This window comes from Companilactobacillus furfuricola, from assembly GCF_003946325.1.
In the GTDB taxonomy this organism is placed as follows: domain Bacteria; phylum Bacillota; class Bacilli; order Lactobacillales; family Lactobacillaceae; genus Companilactobacillus; species Companilactobacillus furfuricola.
Map to the genome: position 1 here is coordinate 1 of NZ_RHNT01000040.1, position 20,250 is coordinate 20,250.

Genomic DNA, 20,250 nt, shown 5'->3' on the forward strand with positions numbered 1-20,250 from the left:
CTAGTCTTTTTGGAATCAACAGGCAACCTAGATCTTGATGAATTTCTTGATGGCTAACCAAAGTACAACAAGAACCGTTTTACCGCTTAGAATAAGACTCGTATTTGAGATCGTCGAAGTGGTCTTCTTCGAGGAGCTCAAATCGAGTCGGCAGCGTTCCAGTGGCTGTATCCCCGGGCCCCGGAGTCGGCATTGAACGTACAACCAAACAACTACCTCCACACCCAAATCAGCAAAAAAAATCCCAGAGACCAACTATCTCCAGGACAACAATAACAAAAGAATTAACCCTTCCGATTAACCCGATAAAAATGCACGATCAAAGTAACAGCAATAGCCCCCAACAAAACAAAAACAAAAACAGTATTAGGAATATGCACGTCAATAGCAGGAATCGACAAGAACAGCTTAACAGCAATAAACAAAATCAAAAAATAAGCCATATCCTGCAGTTCAGGAATCTTAGTCATAAAGCTCATAATAACTTCAGCAATCCCTCGCATAGCTAAAATCCCGATCATACCACCGATCAAAACAATAACAGGATTTTCCGAAATAGCTAGAGAAGCCAAAACCGAATCGATCGAGAACACAATATCCATCAATTCGATCGAAATAACCACTTGCCAAAAAGCGGAGATCTTAATATATTTCTTCCAGCCACGTGGCTTAGGACGTTCCGTAGGAACCTCAACTTGATTGCCTTTTCTCTTTTCAATAAAAAAGAACTTAATTGCTAAATAAAATAAATAAATTGCACCAAGTGCCTTGATTATCCAGAAATTGATCAGATAAACACCAAGACCAATGACAATAAATCTAAAGATGTATGCACCGATCAGACCATAGAACAATGACTTTTCTCTTTGGACTTTATCCGGTAAAGATTGGGTTTGAGCAGCTAGGACTACCGCATTATCGACCGAGAGTAAACATTCCATAATAACTAATGAGAAGATGACCATCCAATCGTGACCAGACTCGATCACTGTGGCCCAATTATTTAAATCAAAAAATGGAGCATACATGTTAATTATTGCATTCAATCAGTGTGTTACCTCACTTTATTTTTCAAATTTAGAAACATATACCATTTCTTATTTCCATCATACTAAATTTTTTCAATAATTGTACGGAATTTGCTGATTTTTAAAAAATAATATTGTTGTTTTGATTTTTTCATGAAAATATATTTAGAAAATCGAGCCATAATTTACACAAAATTTACAAGAAATAGATTATATCTATACATCCAACATGCATACTGAAGCTATTGAATGTCATGGAGGACTTTTACAATGTCGACAATTTTAAAGAACGTTTCTAAAGAATTTGATCAAGGGAAGAAAGTTTTAGACAACGTCTCTGCTGAGATCCAAACTGGGGAATTTTTCGTGATCGTTGGACCATCAGGTTGTGGAAAGAGTACTTTGCTGCGAATTATCGCCGGACTTACACAAATTTCTGCTGGTACGATCAAGATTGAAAATCGAGTCGTTAATGATTTATCACCTAAGGACCGTAATTTAACGATGGTCTTTCAAAGTTATGCACTGTTCCCATTTTTGAGTGTTTGGGAAAATGTTGCTTTCGGATTAAAAGCACGCAAAGTCGACAGTTTGGAAATTGAAAGTCGCGTCAATGATGCCTTGAAGATGGTCAACTTGGAAGAATTGCGTGATCGTAAGCCACGAGAACTATCTGGTGGTCAACGCCAACGTGTGGCCTTGGCTCGAGCTGTCGCTAGTGATGCCAAGATCTGTTTGATGGATGAGCCTTTATCAAACTTGGATGCACAATTACGGATCAAGATGCGCCAGGAAATTTATGCGTTGCAACGCAAATTAGGTCTAACTTTGATCTATGTCACGCATGATCAAGTTGAAGCAATGACAATGGCTGATCATATCATGGTTTTAAATGATTCCAAGATCCAACAAGTTGGTACTCCAGAAGAGATCTATCAACATCCAGCAAATGAATTTGTCGCCAGTTTCTTTGGTGTTCCACCGATCAACATTTTGCCTGCACAAAAGATCTCTGAAGCCATCTTACAAGTCAATAATGATTTTGAAGTTACTTTGCCACATCCAATCGAACAAAAGAATGTGCGTGTGGGAGTTCGCCCAACAGAAATGAAAATCGTGGACACTGATGAATTGCATGCAAATGCCACGATTAAAGCCGTTGAATTCTTGGGTGATGAAAAGATCATCCACGCCAAGATGAATCACGGTGGAGAAGTTTCAGTCATGGTTGATAGTGGAGCTCACTTTTCACCTTTCCAAAATGTCGAGATCACAGCTGATGCGGAATTTTTGATCTTCGATGTTGAAGGCAACAATATTACGGAACAGGGGGCAATGGTTCATGCTTAAGTCTCCTACGACAGATCAGACAATTTCAAAGAAGCAAACTGTTTCTAAATCAAAGAGCACCTTTAAATTGAATGCTAATGACAAATATTTTTCATTATTGTTTTTAGGACCATCATTATTTATCTTGGGATTGTTTGTCTTTTATCCCATGATTAAGACGTTTTATATCAGTATGTTTTTAACCAATACATTAGGCAAAACTTCAGTTTTTGCAGGCTTTAGCAATTATGCAAAATTACTGCAGTCACCGGATTTCTTGAATAGTTTAGTCGTTACGTTAGCTTATGTAGTGGGAGTGACTTTCTTTACTTTAGCGATTAGTTTGTTATTAGCTAATCTAGCTAGCAAGAAACTACCTGGGATCAGTATTTTTCGGACTTTGTATTCAGTTACGATGGGTGTTTCGGTCTCAGTTGCCGCAATATTTTGGCTTTTCATTTTTAATCCTTCTACTGGATTCTTTGCCATTATTGCCAATGCTCTTAAAATGACGCCGATCAATTGGTTGACAGATCCTAAAAATGCCATGTGGGCCGTCATTATCACGACTGTTTGGATGAATTTGGGATTCACGTTCTTGATCCTTCTCGGAGCAATCGAGTCTGTTCCACAAACACTTTATGAAGCAGCCAGTGTTGAAGGTGCTTCACCACGGTTCCAATTTTTCAAAATCACTTTGCCCATGATCTCACCAACATTGTTCTTCGTTTCAACGATCACCATTATTGGTGCTTTCAAGAGTTTTGGCTTGATCGACTTGATCACTAAAGGTGGACCAACAAATGCAACCAACATGTTAGTCTATCGGATTTACAAAGATGCGTTTTACAGTGGAAATTATGCTCAAGCAAGTACGGAAGCAATTATCCTTACAGTTATCATCGCTGCCTTCACATTGCTTCAATTTAAATTTTTAGAGAAGAAGGTTAATTACTAATGGCCGAAAATAACAACAGTTTGATCAAACGTATTTTGACTTATGTATTGCTGATTGCCTTGGCATTAGTGATTTTAGCGCCTTTCTTCATTGGTATCTGGACCAGCTTCTTGCCAACCATGGATATTGCAAAAGGTGATCTTTTCAGTACCAATTTATCTTTTGACAATTATGTCGCAGCATTCACTAAGACACCGATCTTACGATATTTGGCAAATAGTTTTGTCATTTCAACTTTGACTATGGTCGCTCAACTGCTCTTTTGCTCGATGAGTGCATATGCTTTTGTTTTCTTGAAATTTAAAGGCAGAAACTTCTTGTTTGGTCTGTTCTTAGTAACAATGATGTTGCCGTTTGAAGCTCAGATCATTCCTAACTTTCAAACTGTTAAATTCCTGGGGATGCTGGACAATTATTCAGTTTTGATCGTACCATTTTTGACTTCAGCATTTGGAACATTTATGTTGCGCCAATCCTTCAAACAAACTCCAGCTGAACTAAAAGAGGCTTCTGATATTGAAGGCTTGAACCATTTTCAATTTTATTGGAACGTCGTTTTACCATATAACAAGATCAGTATGATCACATTAGGTGCTTATAGTTTCTTGGGCGCTTGGAATCAATACTTATGGCCAATGTTGACTACATTTAGCAATAACTCGCGAGTTATCCAAAATGGTCTGCGTCAATTGCAATCCGAAGAAACATTCAATGACTGGGGGATGATCCAAGCTAGTGCAGCTATTATTGTGATCCCAACGATCATTGTGTTATTCATCGGTCAACATTACTTTAAGTCAGGTTTAAATGAAGGGGCGGTCAAATAATGAAAAACACTAAGAAAATCATTTTGCCACTGCTCTTAGTAATCGGAGCCGTGTTAGTAGCGGTATTTAGTAATGTAATATCCAATAAGTCGACAGCTAGTTCAAGTCATAGAACGCAAATTGTTTTTTGGCATGAATTAGGTGGTCCTTCCGAGGACGCTTTGGAAAAAGTGGTCGATGGATTTAATAAGTCGCAAGATAAGTATCAAGTGGTACCTAAATATCAAGGAACGTACGATGAAGCTATTCAAAAGATCTTGCAAACACATGGATCAAGTACTTCACCAGCCGTTTTTCAAGCTTTTGATATTTCCACGGCTCAAATGATCCACAGTGGCTTCACAACTCCGATCCAAGATTTCATTGACAAAGACAATAACTTCGATGTTAACAAGATCTCACCAGTTGCTCGTTCATTTTATTCAAATGGTGGCAAGCAGCAGGGGATGCCATTTAATACTTCGCAACCAGTGCTTTATTACAACGCGACATTGTTGAAGAAATATGGCATCACACCACCGCCAGTTTCACCATCTTATAGCGACATTACGCGAGTTGCAAAACAACTTTATGAAAAGTCAGATCACAAAGTTAAAGGGATGACAGTCCAAGTTTATGGTTGGTTCATGGAGCAAGCATTGGCTAATTCTGGTGCGTCATTGGCTAATAACAATGATGGTCATACTGGAAATCCTACAGAGGTGAACTTAAATAATCCTGCTTCAGTCAAATTCCTCGAATGGATCAGAGAAAATATCAAAGCTGGCGACTTTATCGATTATGGTTCTGGTGCTAGTGCTGGGGCAAACCAAACAGCTGGATTTTTGGCAAATAAAGTTGGCATTTTCATTCAATCTTCCGCAAGTATTGGGCAATTGACAGCTAACAATAAAAATGAACTAGGGATCACTTATTTCCCACATCCCGATGGTCAAAAAGCTAACGGTGTAGCTATTGGAGGGGCAGCTCTCTGGATCTCCAATGACAAGCCAAAGGATGTTCAACAAGGTGCCTACGAATTTATCAAATATGCTTTAAAGCCAGAGGTTCAAGCTCAATGGCAAAAAGATACGGGTTACCTAGCTTTAAATAAGGATTCACAAAAACAAAAAGTACTCAAGGATCTATATAAACAAACGCCCGCAGCTAAAGTACCAGGGCGGCAATTAGCAACAGCTAAACCTAACTACTATAATTCAGGTATTCTGATGGAAGGCATGCAATTGACACGTCAACTTGAAGAAATAGCGATGGAAACAGTCTACAACGGGGGCGATATCAACAAAGCTCTCGAGAAGGCTGATAAGGATATCAACGCAAATCTTCATACATTGAATAAAGCAAACGGGTATTAAAATATGACAAAAAGCGGTACTGAGATCAGTATCGCTTTTTGCTATATGTGTATACGAGTTGCAGAAGATAGTAGCTGGCAGTTGATAATCTTTTTACGCTCTCTTAAAAAAATACCGGAACTCAATTGTCCCGGTAAGTAAGATATTATTCTGCATCATAAGCTTTTTGGAATAATTCAACAAGTTCTTCTTTATTACCCTTACGTGGGTTAGAGAAGGCATTGCCGTCTTTCAATGCGTTTTCTGCCATAAGTTCGAAGTCTTCTGGTTTGGCACCGATAGCTTTGATGCTACGTGGGATGCCGACGTCATCAGCTAATTGTCTCATAGCTTTGATCGATAATTCAGCGGCATCTCTCGTTGATAGTCCGGAAATGTCTTCACCCATAGCAACTGCTAATTGAGCAAATCTTTCTGGATTTGAAATGATGTTGTATTGTTCAACGATAGGTAGAAGGATGGCACAACATACACCGTGTGGAGCATCGTATTGACCACCAAGTTGGTGAGCCATAGCATGAACGTAACCTAGATCGGCATTGTTGAAGGCCATTCCACCAAGCATTTCAGCTTCGACCATCTTCGTACGAGCTTCAACATCATGACCGTTTGAGTAAGCTTCACGTAAGCTTTCTTCAACTAATTTAATACCTTGAAGACATTGTGCATCGGTGATTTCGTTTCTGTTAGTTGAAACGTATGGTTCGATCAATTGAACGAATGTATCCATACCAGTAGCAGCAGTTAATTTCTTAGGAACATCTAACATTAACATTGGGTCGTTGAATGATACTAGAGGGATGTTTCTCCATGAAACAACTACGAACTTGAGGTGTGTTTCTGTATTAGTGATAACACAGTGTCTAGTAAGTTCTGAACCTGTACCAGCAGTAGTATTAACAGCCATCAAAGGTGGTAGGGCATTTTCCAAAGTTTCAATACCAGCAAGTTTTGTGATATCGTCGCCGTTTGTCAAAATAATACCAGTACCTTTACCAGTATCATGGGCTGAACCACCACCAACAGTGATGATCCCGTCACAATTGTTGTCTAAGTAGACTTTTTTAGCTTCTTGAATATTTCTAACTTTAGGATTTGGTTCTACACCATTGTAAATTGTGTATTTAACACCGGCAGCTTTTAGAGAGTCGAGTGTTTGGGCAACTGGACCATCTTCAACACTTTCCAAAAATTTGTCAGTTACGACTAATGGGTTTGTCATATTTAACATCTTTGCGCGATCGCCGATTTTCTTAATAACGCCTGCACCGAAAAAGTTAACACTAGGCATTAAGAAATCAAAATTTTCTTTCATGATAGTTCCTCCTCGCTTTATAGGAACATTCTATATATTCATGAAAGCATTTGCAATGATATTGTTAATTATGTAACTAATTGAGCAAGATTTTACAATTGATTGTCAAAAATTAATTGAGCAAAAAAAATATACGCCAAATCTGACGTATATTTTTTAATATTTTGATTATGTTCCTGGGAAAATCGTTGTGTAGATCAACCAGATATTAAGGATAGTTAGGATAACAGCAATGAGATATCCTAAATATTTTACAGCTGTGTTGTTTTTGAAGTCACCCATTAGACCTTTATCACTTGAATATTTGATCAATGGGAAGATTGAAAATGGTAAGGCAATACTTAGGAAAACCTGTGAAAATGTTAACAGTTCCTCAATTTTTGCTTCATTACCATTGAATATCACAGCGAAAATGATAACAGGAATGATCGACAAGAGACGAGTGATCACACGTCTTGCCCAAAGTTTCATCTTCATGTGGATGAAACCTTCCATAACGATCTGACCAGATAGCGTACCAGTAATAGTTGAATTTTGTCCGGATGCTAGTAGGGCGATCGCAAACAATGTACTCAAGATCGGACTAGCAACTGCACCGGCGATCTTAGGATCTTGCAAGGCATTGTATAGATCGACGAAACGTCCGAGGTCACTCTTTGTTCCGTAGAATAAAGCTGCACCTAAGAGCAGTAGCAAGGTATTAACGATAAAAGCTAAAGTTAATTGGATATTTGAATCCCAAGTTGAGAAACGAACAGCTCGTTTAACACTATCTTTATCCTTAATATCGTACTTACGTGCTTGGGCGATCGATGAATGCAAGTACAAGTTATGTGGCATAACAGTTGCACCAACAATACCAAGCGATAGGTAAAGCATACTTTGATTTTGTAAAATAACTGGATCTGGAATGAATCCTTTGACCATAGGTCCTAATTGTGGTTGAGCTAAGACAACTTCATAAGTGAAGACTGCCAAGATCACGAAAATCAAGCAAGCGACGATAGCTTCGATTTTTCTAAACCCTAGCTTCATTAGTAGCAAGAGCAGTAAAACGTCGAATGCGGTGATTATAATACCTAATAAGACGGGAATATGGAATAACAGCTTCAAGGCAATGGCGGAACCGATAATTTCGGCAATATCCGTAGCCATGATAGCTAATTCGGTAATGATCCAAAGGACGAATCCGCCGGCCTTGGATGTGTTCTCGCGAGTCAATTGGGCGAGATCTTTTCCAGTTACGATACCTAGTTTGGCGGACATGTATTGCAGTAGCATTGCAATCAAACTAGAAATTAAAATAACTGTTAACAGTTTATATTTGAATTGAGCACCACCAGCGATCGAGGTGACCCAATTTCCTGGATCCATGTAACCAACAGCAACTAAGGCTCCTGGACCACTATATGCAAGAAGGGTTTTGAAAAAGCTAGCATTAGCGGGAACGTCGACGGTATTGTTGATCTCCTCTAGAGAAGGACCGTTGGCATAATGGATGAGGCTTTCGTGTTTTTGTTCTTTTTTTTCACTCAAGCGTATTTCCCCCTTTATTAAATCTCATGACATCATAACACCCCAACGACAGACATTAAACCCTTTATAAAAAAATATTTAGGTCTAACTAAATTTGTGAAGGTATTTATATTAATTTCACAATAATTTTCCAAAAAATCCCAATATATTTTTTCTGAAAAATGACGTGATTGTTTGAATTCCATTCACAGGTAACTTACAATTAGAGTAAGAAGAAAGGAGCGATGTAGGGTATGGATACTTTTATAATAATTATCGATGTCGTCTTCCTAATAGGAGCCATTTTTAGTATTTATTGGCAATCACAAATCGAGATCAGGTCAACGTACAAGCTATCTACACTGATCTTTGCAGTATTTGTTGGTGCTTGGTTAATGATCTCACCAGTGAACCGATTACCATATATTTTCATGGTGGCTGAATTCGTTACATTGACTATCATGAATGGTGTCGGTGGAATTGGTAGTAAGAAAATTATCTTAAGTGGCTTTTATTCGGGAGTGTTAGACTATTCACAAATTGTTCACGTGACATTGATACCGATCGAATTGCCTGGACAAGTTGAAAGAGTCGCTGTAATTTTTAATACCAATCGCGCTGCACAAATTCAACTCAATTTTAAACGGTCTTATAAAGAGATCGAGAAGTTTTTGTCTGATAAGCTGGGTAAAGACGTAGAAGTGGAAATTGGACAAGTTTAAGTTTGTTATATTTTAAGGTATAGACTCTGATTGATTTTTGATCGGAGCCTTTTTTTATTTATGTAAGAGAGCTATGGCAGACAGTAGCGTTTTGCTTGGGGCACGTTTTGTTAGTTTGTTTGGATTGTATGGGGAGGTAGTAGTTTGGGTGTACGTTCAATGCCGGTTCCGGGTCGGGGCGCTATATGGGACTGGAACGCTGCCGACTCGATTTGAGCTCCTCGAAGAAGACCACTTCGACGATCTCAAATACGAGTCTTCCTCTAAGCTCCTTCGTCGCCAAGAGGAATTTGGCGGCTGAGCCCATATAGCGCCCCGACCCTCCACCTAGGTGGATATGTATATCTCCCGTCGGGTTGAGATTTACCGACTTGTGTTGAGAAATTGGCACTGTTTTCTGGCCTATTCTTCACATGTCTATCTCAAGTTTCTCCATAATTAGTAAAATCAAAATCAAAATCAAAATCAAAACCAGGACCGGGGCTGAAATTATTTCCTAAATTAAATAAGAAACAAGTTCACTATAATTGTGATTTATTGTTTTGATCTTGATTGTGTTTTTGTTTTTTGACCTTACCAACAAAGATAGAGATTGAGATTGACATGTGAGAAATAGGACGAGTAAACAGTGCCAATTTGATCAAAATTAATCGGTTAAACTCAACCAAAGTGGGGAGTATTGTCTCTATTTAGACGGAGGGGCTCGGGGATACAGCCCTCAGCCGCCAAATTATTGTTAGCGATTTATCGCTTACAATAAGCTCAAATCGACGTCGGCAGCGTTCCAGTGGCTGTATCCCCGGGCCCCGGAGTCGGCATTGAACGTAGCAACCAAACTACTACCTCCACACCTAAACTAACCAAACAAACAGAACACAACAAAGTAAAACGCTTCTGTCTGCCATGGCTCTCTTACATCTTTAAATGTCTAAATTAACTACTTCAAATCTCTTCTGATATATCCGATATATCCGATCCCAAAAAGAACGGCTGCTATTGCTAACTGCCAGACGATTGTCGCCGTATCAGCATTTTTAACTGGTACTTGAGCAATGTAGCCGAACGGAGTCAGCTTCTCTGGCCAATCTGGAAATTTTAATAACTTGCCGAAGTATTGAATTATTAGAGCTGCTGTTAGGTACAAATAGTTTATAGATGATAGTTTTGGAACTGTTCCTATTATTGCCGCAGTTATTCCTAACATTATTAATACTGGCGAGATATAGGCAACATAAGCTTTAATAAATGTTTTTAGCGCTATTGGGTCTTTCATTGAGTAGACGCCACCTAAGTAGAGACCGTAGAGGGTGGCTGCTAGAACTAGTAGGGTAGTGACTGTAGCTATTATGATGCTGTTTAAGTAGAGCTTGGTCCTGCCAACTGGTTTGGCGTGGATCATTTCTAAATAGCCTTTGTTTTCACCAGTTTTTAAGTAGTGGATGATTTGCATCCCAGGAATTAGTGATAGCACGGCGAATATAATCATTAACATGCTGATGAATTGCTTGATTATGGCGACGTTGGCTGCGTGGATGGCAGATTTTCCTAGCATTTGTTCCAAGGTAGGATTAGTTTTGATGATGTCGCCGATGTCACTGAAGATCGAGCCGTAGGTAAAGCCCAGGATTAATAGACCGATGGTCCACACTATTATGGAAGTTTTGTGTAATTTTAAAAATAAACTGAATGTGCCATTTAAGAAAACGGAGGCGTGTTTTCTGCCTGGTTTAGTGGCGATCAATCCAGCGTTGACATCTCGTTTCGAGTTAATGAAAAAAGCTAATGCGAAAGCAATGATGGTAAAAATGATCATTGATAAGACTGGCGTCCAGTTGTTATCTTTATAGGTAGAAAACTTTTCGACCCAGCCAAAAGGGATCCACCAAGTCAGCTTGGGATCAGAAATGTCGGTCGACATTCTAGCAACGTACATGATCCCGAACACCACATAAGACAAGATGGTGCTGTTGCGGGAGTTGTCGACGATCTGCGATATTAAGGCGGCGATACTAGCAAACATTAAGCCGGCAAAACCTAGTCCTAATCCTAGTAAAAAGTTCCCATTGAGGTCAGTCCCAGATAGATCGGCAAAAGTTAGTCCAAGCGCATATAGTAGTCCGATCCCTAAATTTAAGATGACAGCTTCTATCAACGTTGCACCTAATAAACTTAGTTTGCCGACGGCATGAGCTCGAATGATCTCGGTAATGCCGATTTCTTCTTCTCCACGAAGGTTTTTGATAACGATGGAGTAATTCATCACGACAGCCATGATCGCCATAAAAACGGTCATTTCTGCTGCAAAGATGTCAGCTGACGAAGATACTCCGGAAGGCATTTTTCCAAACAGAGCGGTCATTGCGGGGGACCTAAGAGTTTCCATCACGGAATCGATGGCAGCTTGGGTGCCATAAATACTAGTGAACTTAGCAGCAATCGCAGTAAACATTCCAGCCATCGCGATAGTCCAAACAGTTAATTTGAGCCAGTTTTTTCTTAATGAGAAGCGTGTTAAGAAAGCTGTCTTCGTAAAATCGTTGCTCAGCATTTATTTTCCCTCCACAAGATTTTCTTCGCTGGTATCGTAGTAACGCATAAACAAGTCTTCTAAAGTTGGCGGTGTCGACTGGAGTTCGACGATTTGTCTTTGCGCTAAGTAGTCGATGACTTCAGCCATGTGCTCGGTGTCAACGGAAAAAGTTTGGCGACCATTAGGTTGATTTTCGACATTATGAACACCATTAAGGCTTGCCAGTTCCGGCGTGCTCTCGATAGTTTTAAAAGTAATAACAGTTCTCGTTAGATGACGCATTTCAGCTAAGGTACCAGTTTCAACGATCTGACCGTCACGGATGATACCGATCCGATCACACATTTTTTCAACTTCCGATAAAATGTGACACGATAATAAGACTGCTTTACCTTGCTTTTTCAGTTCGGCAACTGACTTTTGGAAGTATTCTTCGTTTAGAGGATCAAGTCCAGAAGTGGGTTCGTCAAAAATATAAAAGTCGGCTTCAGTTGAAAAAGCTGCGATCAAAGCAACCTTTTGTCGATTACCTTTGGAATAAGTCCGAGCCTTTTTAGTTGGATCAAGTTGGAATCGCTCGATCAATTGGTCGGTTTTTTCAGTGTGCTTGTCACCAGAAAGTTTTAAGAACAAATCGATGATCTCGCCACCACTCAAATTGGGCCACAAATAAACGTCACCTGGGACGTATGCGATCCGTTTATGAATGGATACAGCGTCTTTGAAAACGTCTTTTCCAAAAATAGTGGCTGAGCCAGAGCTAGCTTTCAATATCCCCAATAAAATACGGATCGTAGTTGATTTTCCGGCGCCGTTCGGTCCAATGAATCCAAAAACTTCCCCTGGATCAACATCAAAGGTGACATCCTTTAAAGCTTGAAATTTACCAAAATTCTTTTGTAGATGTTCGATGTGTAAAATTGGCGTTGTCATAATAATCTCCCTCTAAAAATGAAATATTCTTCTTGAATAGTTCACTATTTATTCGTATAGTAAGACCAGTTGGAAAGGCTGTCAACCGCGAAATAATGGGAAACTGAACTATTTTGATAACAAAATTTAGAAAGTCATCATTGACGGTTTTATAACTGAAATATTTTTCAAAAATTATTTAGGAGAAAATTATGAATGGCAACGAGAAAAGAAAAATAATCAAGCGCGAACAAATATTATTGGCAGCGCAACAATTGTTGATCGCCCAAGGATATAGAAAAACGTCGATCGCCCAAATTGCGAAACAAGCCCAGGCTTCACAAGTTACGCTGTACAAATATTTTTCTAGCAAGGTCGAACTTGCCCGTGAAGTAGTCGTCAAATTGATCGTCGATGGGTATGCGCAATACTTTAAAAAACTAGATGATTCATCAATGACCTTCATGAAAAAGGTTGAATCGATGACAGAAGACAGCGTTTCGATGTCAGGGGAGATGAATAATGATTTTTTTGAGTTTATGGTCGCTGAATTTCAAGGAAAAAATGGCGACACCCGAGTCATGGATGAGTATCAATCTTTGAAATTTAAATTTTGGAAAACGTTACTCGATCAAGGACGAGCTGAACACGTCATTAGTGACGAGATCACTGATCAAGGAGCTTTGATCTATCTCGATATGTATGTCGGGTATGTTATGAGCCCTGATGGGGCTTCTTACAAAAACGCCAGAGAGATGAAAAAACATGCTAAAGAACTGGTCCACATGTTCTTTTATGGCATCTTAGGGAAATGATAAGTTGAATATAATTAAAACGATAATTATTGGCTGAAATAAAGTAGTATTATTAAACTGAAAAATAATTAAATACTATCAATTGAGGCTTTGAAATGAAAAATCGTCGCAGGTCGTTCAACCGCTCGTGGAAGAAGTTTTCGTTACAAATTTTGTTAGTCGTTATTTTAGTATTTAGTATTAGTTCTTTAGCTTTTCAGTTCATCTTTTCCAAGAATTACGTATCGGGAAATTCAATGCAACCGAATTTCAATAACGGTGACCACGTCATCGCTCTTCGTCATGTACCAATAAGTCGTGGAGATGTCGTCATCTTGAAGGCTCCCGACAAAAAAGACTCGCTTTATATCAAGCGAGTCATCGGATTGCCGGGGGATAAGATAAAATCCCAAGAGAACGGCTTTTTTATTAATGGAAAGAAGTATCGTGAAGACTTCTTTGATCCCAATTCCAAATTGAGAGAAAAGCTATACACTCCATATGCAGGTATGCCTTATAGTTATACTTATTCATTTACGATCGAGTCTTTAGCGCAGACGCCTGATTGGCAAAAACGCTATAGTAATCGATATTTAAAGACTCTGCAGAAACAAAACCGGGTTCCACAGCATAATTATTTTGTGCTCGGCGATCATCGCACAGTTTCCAATGACAGCCGGATTTTTGGCTTTGTCAAAGATTCGATGATCGTTGGACGAGTGGCTTTGAAGTATTGGCCTCTGGGAGATTTTGCTTTTTATGGATAGTTTGATCAGGATCTGGATCCGATCGATTGTAAGAAAGCTGTAGCAAGGATCAAGATACCACCGATTATTTCCGGGCTTGAGATCGGTGTACTGAGTAATGTCACCGATAAAATGGTTGCTGTTAAAGGCTCAAAGGCACTTAACATTCCAGTAGTTGATGGTTCAATATGTTGAACGCTCTTTAAATATAGAAGGTATGCCAACATAGTCCCAAAGATAACGATGAAAACAATCGATAGAAGATGGCTGATTGATAAGTGACTTACTTTCGTGCTGGCAACAGTCTTTAAAAAGGGGATGCTACCTAACAACATGGCCCAGCCGACCACTAGCCGGGCATCAAATTCGCGAAGTAGTTTTGCTGGGATCAATGTATACGAAGCTTGGCTCAATCCAGCTAATAACCCCCAAATCAAGGCTAGTGGAGCCAATACCAACTTATTGAATTGTCCTTGAGTAACTAGGAGGAAAGTACCGAATAGTGCTAGGGCAATTGAAATTAAGTCGATCCGTCGCGGCATTTTCCAGGTTGAAATTGCCAAATAAATAATGATGAATAATGGACCTAAAAATTGCAATACGGTTGCTGTTGGGGCATTGCCATATTTAATAGCCATAAAATAAGCAAGTTGTGAAGGCATCATTCCTAAAAAGGCGAATACCAACAAAGTAATAGCTGATGAGCGCTTTTTCCAAATTGAAAAAACTTCTTTTCCATTAGAGATTCCATACCAGATAAGTAACAGCAAACCTGCAAAGAATAATCTGATCCCGACCAGCCATAAAGGTGAAATGGATTTATTGGTAAAAACGAATTGAGCAACGCTCCCAGATGTCCCCCAAAGCATTGAACCAATGATTGCAAATAAGATACCTAATCGTTGATCTTTTGACAAAACTACATCTCCCTTTCTGTCGTAGACCAATATTGAAGAATGTTATTGAATTGCCTTAATATTGGGATAAGCTGCAACTATCAAATAGTATATCAATTGTAGGATTTGTTTACTTGTAATATTTTTAGGATTTTCAACGATATGATAAATATTATTGTTGTATGTTTAAGCTAGAAAAAAATATCCAATATGATATATAAAATCAATTTTTTTAGGTGCTGAAAATCCCGAAAACTCGGACTTTATGTAAAATATTAAATTAAAGCTATTCTTAATTGATTAAATTATACTAACGGTAGGTTATTTTTTTGATATAATCATAAGAAGTGAGTTTTTAAGGGGTGTCAAAATTGCAGAAAAAACGTTACTTTAGAATAAGTCTCGGTTGGCAGATTATTATTGGCTTGATCCTAGGTGTGATCTTAGGACAAATTTTTTACCATAATAAAGCCGCCATTCAAGTAATGCAGAATATCGGAACCATGTTCCTAAGCTTAATTCAAATGATCGTGCTTCCTATTGTTATATCCTGTTTAACTGTTGGTATTGCCAACATGGGGGATATTAAAAAGCTCGGAAGAATCGGTTTGAAAACTTTGATTTATTTCGAAGTAATGACGACACTTGCCATCATTATTGGTATCGTCGTTGCCAATATAACGCATCCAGGTACCTTCATTAATATTCATGATCTTCAAAGTTCTGATATCTCACAATATACTGCTTCAGCTAAAACCGCCCAACATGATGGTATCTGGTCAGTATTGATGAGTATTATCCCAACGAACATTTTTGAGGCTATGGGTAAAGGTGAGATGCTACCAGTTATCTTCTTCTCTGTTCTATTCGGACTAGGAACTGCCAGCATCGGTGAACCCGGACAAATTATTACTAAATTTTTAGATGCTGTTGCCAATGTTATGTTCAAGGTAACTAACTGGGTCATGAGAGTAGCGCCAATTGGTGTGTGTGCTCTGATCGGTGTAACCGTCGGTGAAATGGGCTTTGAAGCCTTGAAGCCATTAGGATTATTTATCGTTATCGCCTACGGAACAATGGCTTTCTTCGTCTTTGTCGTAATGGTGATAGTTGGTCGCATTTTCCACGTGAAATTTTATGAACTATTCCGCATTATTGAAAACGAAATAGTTTTAGCCTTCACAACAGCCTCATCTGAAGCAGCTTTACCAAAGATGATGGATAAGATGCAAAAATACGGTGCAACTAAAGGTATCGTTTCATTCGTGATCCCAACTGGATATACTTTTAACCTAGATGGATCGGCAATTTACCAATCCCTAGCAGCGCTATTTTTAGCACAAGCTTATAACATCAATCTTTCGATCGGACAACAAATAACGTTGGTAGTAGTCTTAATGTTGACGTCAAAAGGAATGGCTGGAGTTCCCGGAGCATCCTTCGTGGTACTACTAGCTACAGTCTCTACGATCGGTGTTCCACTACAAGGTTTGACTTTCATCGCCGGGATCGACCGATTAGTCGACATGGGAAGAACAGCTGTAAACGTAGTCGGAAATTCGTTAGCAACGGTTATTATTGCTAAAAGTGAAAATGAGTTTGATGAAGAAAAACGTGAGAAATATGTTGCCTCTTATACACGTGGCGATTAATCGAATAATTTAAATTGATGCTACTGACTTCTTTATTGGTCAGTGGCTATTTTTTTTGAAAATTTTTGGGGGAGGTAGTAGTTTGGGTGTACGTTCAATGCCGGTTCCGGGTCGTGGCGCTATATGGGACTGGAACGCTGCCGACGTCGATTTGAGCTTATTCGGGAAGATCACCCGAACAATCTCAAATCGACGTCGGCAGCGTTCCAGTGGCTGTATCCCCGGGCCCCGGAGTCGGCATTGAACGTAGCAACCAAACTACTACCTCCACACCCAACCACCAAAAATCACAAACGTCATCACAAGTAAAACGCTTCTGTCTGTCATGGCTCTATTCTATTTTTGACATCAAAATATCAAATCAAATATAAATGAATTATAATCAAAAACTCAACTAATAAATCCCAACAAAATGCGAAAAACGCCGATTATATAAATATAACGATAAAAAATATAATCAATAATGATAAAACGCGATTGACGGCAATTTCAAATAACATTATATTTAAATTGTTCATGTTTAAGTTATAGGGAACTTTAGATAGGGGGAACACAGTGAGAAAAAAATACAAATATTCACTATGCTCATCAGCATTGCTCTCAATGAGTATTTTTGTCTTTCCAATGCTCGTTCAAGCTAGTCCTGAATCTGCAACAAGTTCAACTGAGCAAATAAAAGCAACAGAAGTATCGCCAAACGAACAACATCAGGGAAATGTCGTTCAAGCTCAAACTTATGCACCAGAAAATGACAAACAAACTGGAACTGATTCTACTGACCAAATGCAACCTGTGCAATTTAATGGTTATTCGCAGGAAAATGCAGCTGATACAAAACCTACGCAAACGACCCAGCAACCTACAGTAACTGAAGTTGACGGTGTTTTTACAGTGGGTGACAAATTGGCCGGTTTGACTGATCAAACTGGTACTAAGGACAGCAATCGGAGTTTAGCAGCTCATTCCGCTTGGTTCACTGACAAATTAGCTCATTCAGCTGATGGGCAAGGTTACTATCGAGTTTCCACGCTGGAATATATTAACGCTGACGCCGGTACTTTTGTGTCTAACTTGCAAGATTATCAATCAACGGCAACTATTAGTTATAAGAAAGGTGCTAAGGTCCATTCATTCAATGGATATGGTGACGCCGCTGTTTATACTGGCAATGATCTTGATACAGGGACTGCTTGGAAGACTGACAAACGTATTAGCAAAAATGGGAAATACTGGTATGAAGTTGGTACTAATGTCTGGGTGCCTCAAGACTACGTTGTTGTAAATGATGCACCAGATATGAAAGAATCCGCCTGGATATCAGGTGTTCCTTTGATTGCTCAACGTCCGGAGTTGCCTAATGGTTGTGAGATCACGGCAGTAACGATGATGTTGCAATATGCTGGAGCTTCCGTTGACAAGATGCAACTAGCTAAAGAGATGCCAAGGAATTCAGATCCTAATTATGGATATATCGGACAGCCTTGGGATCAGACCGGGATAACTATTTTTCCAAATGCATTAATGAATTTAGTTGAAAAATATGCTGGATCAGCCAAAGATCTAACAGGTGCTGATTTTAATGCTATTAAGTATCAGATCGATATTGGCCACCCAGTCGTTACTTGGAATACTTTGCATGGCTTTCCATATCATGCTTTAACTATTACCGGGTACGATGATCAATACGTTTATTACAACGATTGTTGGACTAATCAAACGACTCAAATGGGGATAAGTCAATTTTTGCAAAATTGGGATACGCAAAATAGACGTGCTCTTAGTTATTAAGACAAAATATAGGGGAAAAACATGAAAAACAAACATAAAATCATTATTTTTAGTAATTTAGTTTTAGCTGGTATTTCTGTTGGCTTGATGCAAAATAATGCTCATGCCGAAACTACTCAAACTGCGGTCGAAACTACTAATACAGCGGACAATACTACGCCAACTACTGCAGATGTAGTGGTGTCTGCAACTGCAGATCGATCAGCTACACAACCCAAAGTTCAAAGTTTGAACAATGCCTTAGATCAAGAAGATTCAAATTATGCTAATGATACAGAGACGACTACACCGACTGCTGCTCCTACCAAAACATCGATCGTTAATGGTACAGTCAGCACTGGTGACGGACTATCGAGTTTATATGATGAGAATGGTAATCAACTAACTATCAGCTTAAAAGCTAATAGCGATTGGTATACTGACATCAAATTATCAAATCAAGGACAAAATTATTATCGAGTAAGTACTAACGCTTATGTCAACGGTAATGATGTTACTTTGAATTTTGGTAAAGCTGAAAATGGTATTGTTCGTGTCGAAGGTTGGGGAGCTAAAACTTCTAACCGTAACGAATCTGGTTTCACAGACAGTGGCTCACCAAATTTAGCTGCTAATTCTGTTTGGCAATACAGCCGCACCGACAGTGTTGATGGAGTAAATTATTGGGAAGTAGGTAACAACTTGTGGATCAATTCATTTGATGCTACAACTACACCAGTTTATTCAAATGGTGCTGGTTACTTACAAATTTCTAATACTCAGATCCAACCAGATGGAACACCAGGTTATGATTTATACAATGGTGTCGAAGGTATTAAGACTTACTTAGTAAGACAATATTTCGGCTTCTCCAATGGTCATACTATTTATGATGGTAGTGTGATCAATGCGGTTAGAAATCTTCAATCACGTATGGGATTACCCATTACAGGTCAAACTGATTTAGCCACTTGGAAGGCGATGGGCTTCTCAGAGGATTCATGGTATAACATTGATTCATATGTTGCTCCACTTCAAACAGGTATCAACAGTACTCGTTCAGACCATGTTGAAGCAATGATCAATCAAGCTAAACAATATCTTGGTAAACCATGGATCTCTGGTGCAGCAAGTTCACCTGAATATGGTGTCGACTGTTCTGGTTTAGTTACACAAGCTATGTACGCAGCTGGTGTTTCTCCACTTCCTGTTTCAGCAATTCAACACGCTCAACCAGGTAACGAATGGAATAGTAGATTGATGTGGGCTGACTGGAGAATGCCACATATCCCTTCTGCTCAAAGACAGCGTGGTGATCTAGTGTTCTTTACAGATCCATCTAGTGGAGTTATTTGGCATGTTGGTATTTTGTTGGATGCTAATACAATGATCGAGTCATGGCCAGGTGGTGTCCAAATCCACTCTATTTATGGTAACCGTGGTAATATTGCTGGATTTGCTCGAGTTTTTGAATAGGTTAGATGGTTATTAGTTTTTTTGAGACTTCTCTTTGATGAGAGGTCTTTTTTTATAGATGTAAGAGAGCTATGGCAGACAGAAGCGTTTTATTTTGCTGGCGTTTGTGATTTTTGGTGGTTGGGGTGTTGAGGTAGTAGTTTGGTTGTACGTTCAATGCCGACTCCGGGGCCCGGGGATACAGACGCTGGAACGTGGTGGGCACATTTTGAACCAATCGAGCAGAGAGCGCTCGCTTGTTTCAAAACTGCACCTTCCTCTAAGCTCCTTCGTCGCCAAGAGGAAATAGGTTAAGATAGGTGAGTAAGTTAATTCTTGACGGAGAATTAATTTACTCACCTTTTTTTGATAAGGTGAATGTGAGATGTACGCCGTAAGTGAAATTGGCACTTGATGCCGTAGAGGAAACTGGCCATTTCGCTAAGGTC

Annotated in this window: 19 protein-coding genes; 12 read left to right on the plus strand and 7 right to left on the minus strand. The window is 39.2% G+C overall.

All coding sequences use genetic code 11. From position 1 onward, the window contains the following. Positions 1 to 79 precede the first annotated feature (79 nt). Positions 80 to 208 carry a hypothetical protein gene (locus tag EKM78_RS13320; RefSeq protein WP_281273623.1) on the minus strand — a complete coding sequence of 43 codons (129 nt, stop codon included), beginning with the start codon at positions 206 to 208 and terminating at the stop codon, positions 80 to 82. A 76-nt stretch (positions 209 to 284) separates the two neighbouring features. After that, on the minus strand, positions 285 to 1,028 hold the full coding sequence (locus EKM78_RS09435; protein ID WP_425453541.1) for a TerC family protein: 744 nt from the start codon (positions 1,026 to 1,028) through the stop codon (positions 285 to 287). A gap of 270 nt (positions 1,029 to 1,298) precedes the next feature. Between EKM78_RS09435 and EKM78_RS09440 the strand changes: the two genes are divergently transcribed. The 4 genes from EKM78_RS09440 to EKM78_RS09455 are packed head-to-tail and all read left to right on the plus strand — an operon-like array spanning position 1,299 to position 5,497. After that, complete coding sequence (locus tag EKM78_RS09440) at positions 1,299 to 2,378, plus strand: ABC transporter ATP-binding protein (protein WP_125771656.1); 1,080 nt, start codon at positions 1,299 to 1,301, stop codon at positions 2,376 to 2,378. Further along, the gene (locus EKM78_RS09445; protein ID WP_125771657.1) at positions 2,371 to 3,315 is read left to right on the plus strand and encodes a carbohydrate ABC transporter permease; all 945 of its coding nucleotides are present in this window, start codon (positions 2,371 to 2,373) and stop codon (positions 3,313 to 3,315) included. Before EKM78_RS09440 ends, EKM78_RS09445 begins: the two co-directional genes overlap by 8 nt. Further along, positions 3,315 to 4,142, plus strand: coding sequence for a carbohydrate ABC transporter permease (locus EKM78_RS09450; RefSeq protein ID WP_125771660.1), 828 nt, complete (start codon positions 3,315 to 3,317; stop codon positions 4,140 to 4,142). Before EKM78_RS09445 ends, EKM78_RS09450 begins: the two co-directional genes overlap by 1 nt. Then, positions 4,142 to 5,497 (plus strand): ABC transporter substrate-binding protein, encoded by a 1,356-nt coding sequence (locus EKM78_RS09455; RefSeq protein WP_125771662.1) that lies wholly within the window; start codon positions 4,142 to 4,144, stop codon positions 5,495 to 5,497. Before EKM78_RS09450 ends, EKM78_RS09455 begins: the two co-directional genes overlap by 1 nt. A 145-nt stretch (positions 5,498 to 5,642) precedes the next feature. On the opposite strand, the gene EKM78_RS09460 is transcribed toward EKM78_RS09455, so the two are convergent. After that, positions 5,643 to 6,812: an iron-containing alcohol dehydrogenase gene (locus tag EKM78_RS09460; protein ID WP_125771664.1), complete on the minus strand. Its 1,170-nt coding sequence runs from the start codon at positions 6,810 to 6,812 to the stop codon at positions 5,643 to 5,645. 168 nt (positions 6,813 to 6,980) lie between these two features. Continuing rightward, a complete protein-coding gene (locus EKM78_RS09465) occupies positions 6,981 to 8,348 on the minus strand; it encodes an Nramp family divalent metal transporter (RefSeq protein ID WP_125771666.1) in 1,368 nt (455 codons plus the stop codon). Positions 8,349 to 8,581: 233 nt separating this feature from the next. Between EKM78_RS09465 and EKM78_RS09470 the strand changes: the two genes are divergently transcribed. Both EKM78_RS09470 and EKM78_RS12750 read left to right on the plus strand, forming a co-directional pair. After that, positions 8,582 to 9,049 carry a hypothetical protein gene (locus EKM78_RS09470; protein WP_125771668.1) on the plus strand — a complete coding sequence of 156 codons (468 nt, stop codon included), beginning with the start codon at positions 8,582 to 8,584 and terminating at the stop codon, positions 9,047 to 9,049. A 73-nt stretch (positions 9,050 to 9,122) separates the two neighbouring features. Continuing rightward, a complete protein-coding gene (locus EKM78_RS12750) occupies positions 9,123 to 9,350 on the plus strand; it encodes a hypothetical protein (RefSeq protein WP_164507286.1) in 228 nt (75 codons plus the stop codon). 636 nt (positions 9,351 to 9,986) lie between these two features. Here the strand turns inward: EKM78_RS12750 and EKM78_RS09475 are convergent. Both EKM78_RS09475 and EKM78_RS09480 read right to left on the minus strand, forming a co-directional pair. After that, positions 9,987 to 11,597, minus strand: a complete 1,611-nt coding sequence (locus tag EKM78_RS09475; RefSeq protein WP_125771670.1) for an ABC transporter permease — start codon at positions 11,595 to 11,597, stop codon at positions 9,987 to 9,989. Continuing rightward, positions 11,598 to 12,512, minus strand: a complete 915-nt coding sequence (locus EKM78_RS09480) for an ABC transporter ATP-binding protein (RefSeq protein WP_211334359.1) — start codon at positions 12,510 to 12,512, stop codon at positions 11,598 to 11,600. A 191-nt stretch (positions 12,513 to 12,703) separates the two neighbouring features. On the opposite strand from EKM78_RS09480, the gene EKM78_RS09485 reads away from it, so the two are divergent. Together EKM78_RS09485 and lepB are read left to right on the plus strand one after the other, a co-directional pair. Continuing rightward, positions 12,704 to 13,306 (plus strand): TetR/AcrR family transcriptional regulator, encoded by a 603-nt coding sequence (locus EKM78_RS09485; RefSeq protein WP_125771675.1) that lies wholly within the window; start codon positions 12,704 to 12,706, stop codon positions 13,304 to 13,306. Positions 13,307 to 13,401: 95 nt separating this feature from the next. Continuing rightward, complete coding sequence (gene lepB, locus EKM78_RS09490) at positions 13,402 to 14,052, plus strand: signal peptidase I (RefSeq protein WP_125771677.1); 651 nt, start codon at positions 13,402 to 13,404, stop codon at positions 14,050 to 14,052. Between the two features lie 5 nt (positions 14,053 to 14,057). Here lepB and EKM78_RS09495 read toward each other — a convergent pair whose 3' ends face one another. After that, positions 14,058 to 14,948 carry an EamA family transporter gene (locus EKM78_RS09495; protein ID WP_125771679.1) on the minus strand — a complete coding sequence of 297 codons (891 nt, stop codon included), beginning with the start codon at positions 14,946 to 14,948 and terminating at the stop codon, positions 14,058 to 14,060. Positions 14,949 to 15,298: 350 nt separating this feature from the next. On the opposite strand from EKM78_RS09495, the gene EKM78_RS09500 reads away from it, so the two are divergent. From EKM78_RS09500 to EKM78_RS12755, 4 genes are all read left to right on the plus strand, one after another. Beyond that, positions 15,299 to 16,579, plus strand: coding sequence for a cation:dicarboxylate symporter family transporter (locus EKM78_RS09500; RefSeq protein ID WP_125771680.1), 1,281 nt, complete (start codon positions 15,299 to 15,301; stop codon positions 16,577 to 16,579). 555 nt (positions 16,580 to 17,134) lie between these two features. Then, positions 17,135 to 18,367 carry a C39 family peptidase gene (locus tag EKM78_RS09505; protein WP_245995031.1) on the plus strand — a complete coding sequence of 411 codons (1,233 nt, stop codon included), beginning with the start codon at positions 17,135 to 17,137 and terminating at the stop codon, positions 18,365 to 18,367. Between the two features lie 21 nt (positions 18,368 to 18,388). Continuing rightward, positions 18,389 to 19,822, plus strand: coding sequence for an NlpC/P60 family protein (locus EKM78_RS09510; RefSeq protein WP_125771682.1), 1,434 nt, complete (start codon positions 18,389 to 18,391; stop codon positions 19,820 to 19,822). 141 nt (positions 19,823 to 19,963) lie between these two features. Beyond that, positions 19,964 to 20,116, plus strand: a complete 153-nt coding sequence (locus tag EKM78_RS12755; RefSeq protein WP_164507287.1) for a hypothetical protein — start codon at positions 19,964 to 19,966, stop codon at positions 20,114 to 20,116. Positions 20,117 to 20,250: the final 134 nt, after the last annotated feature.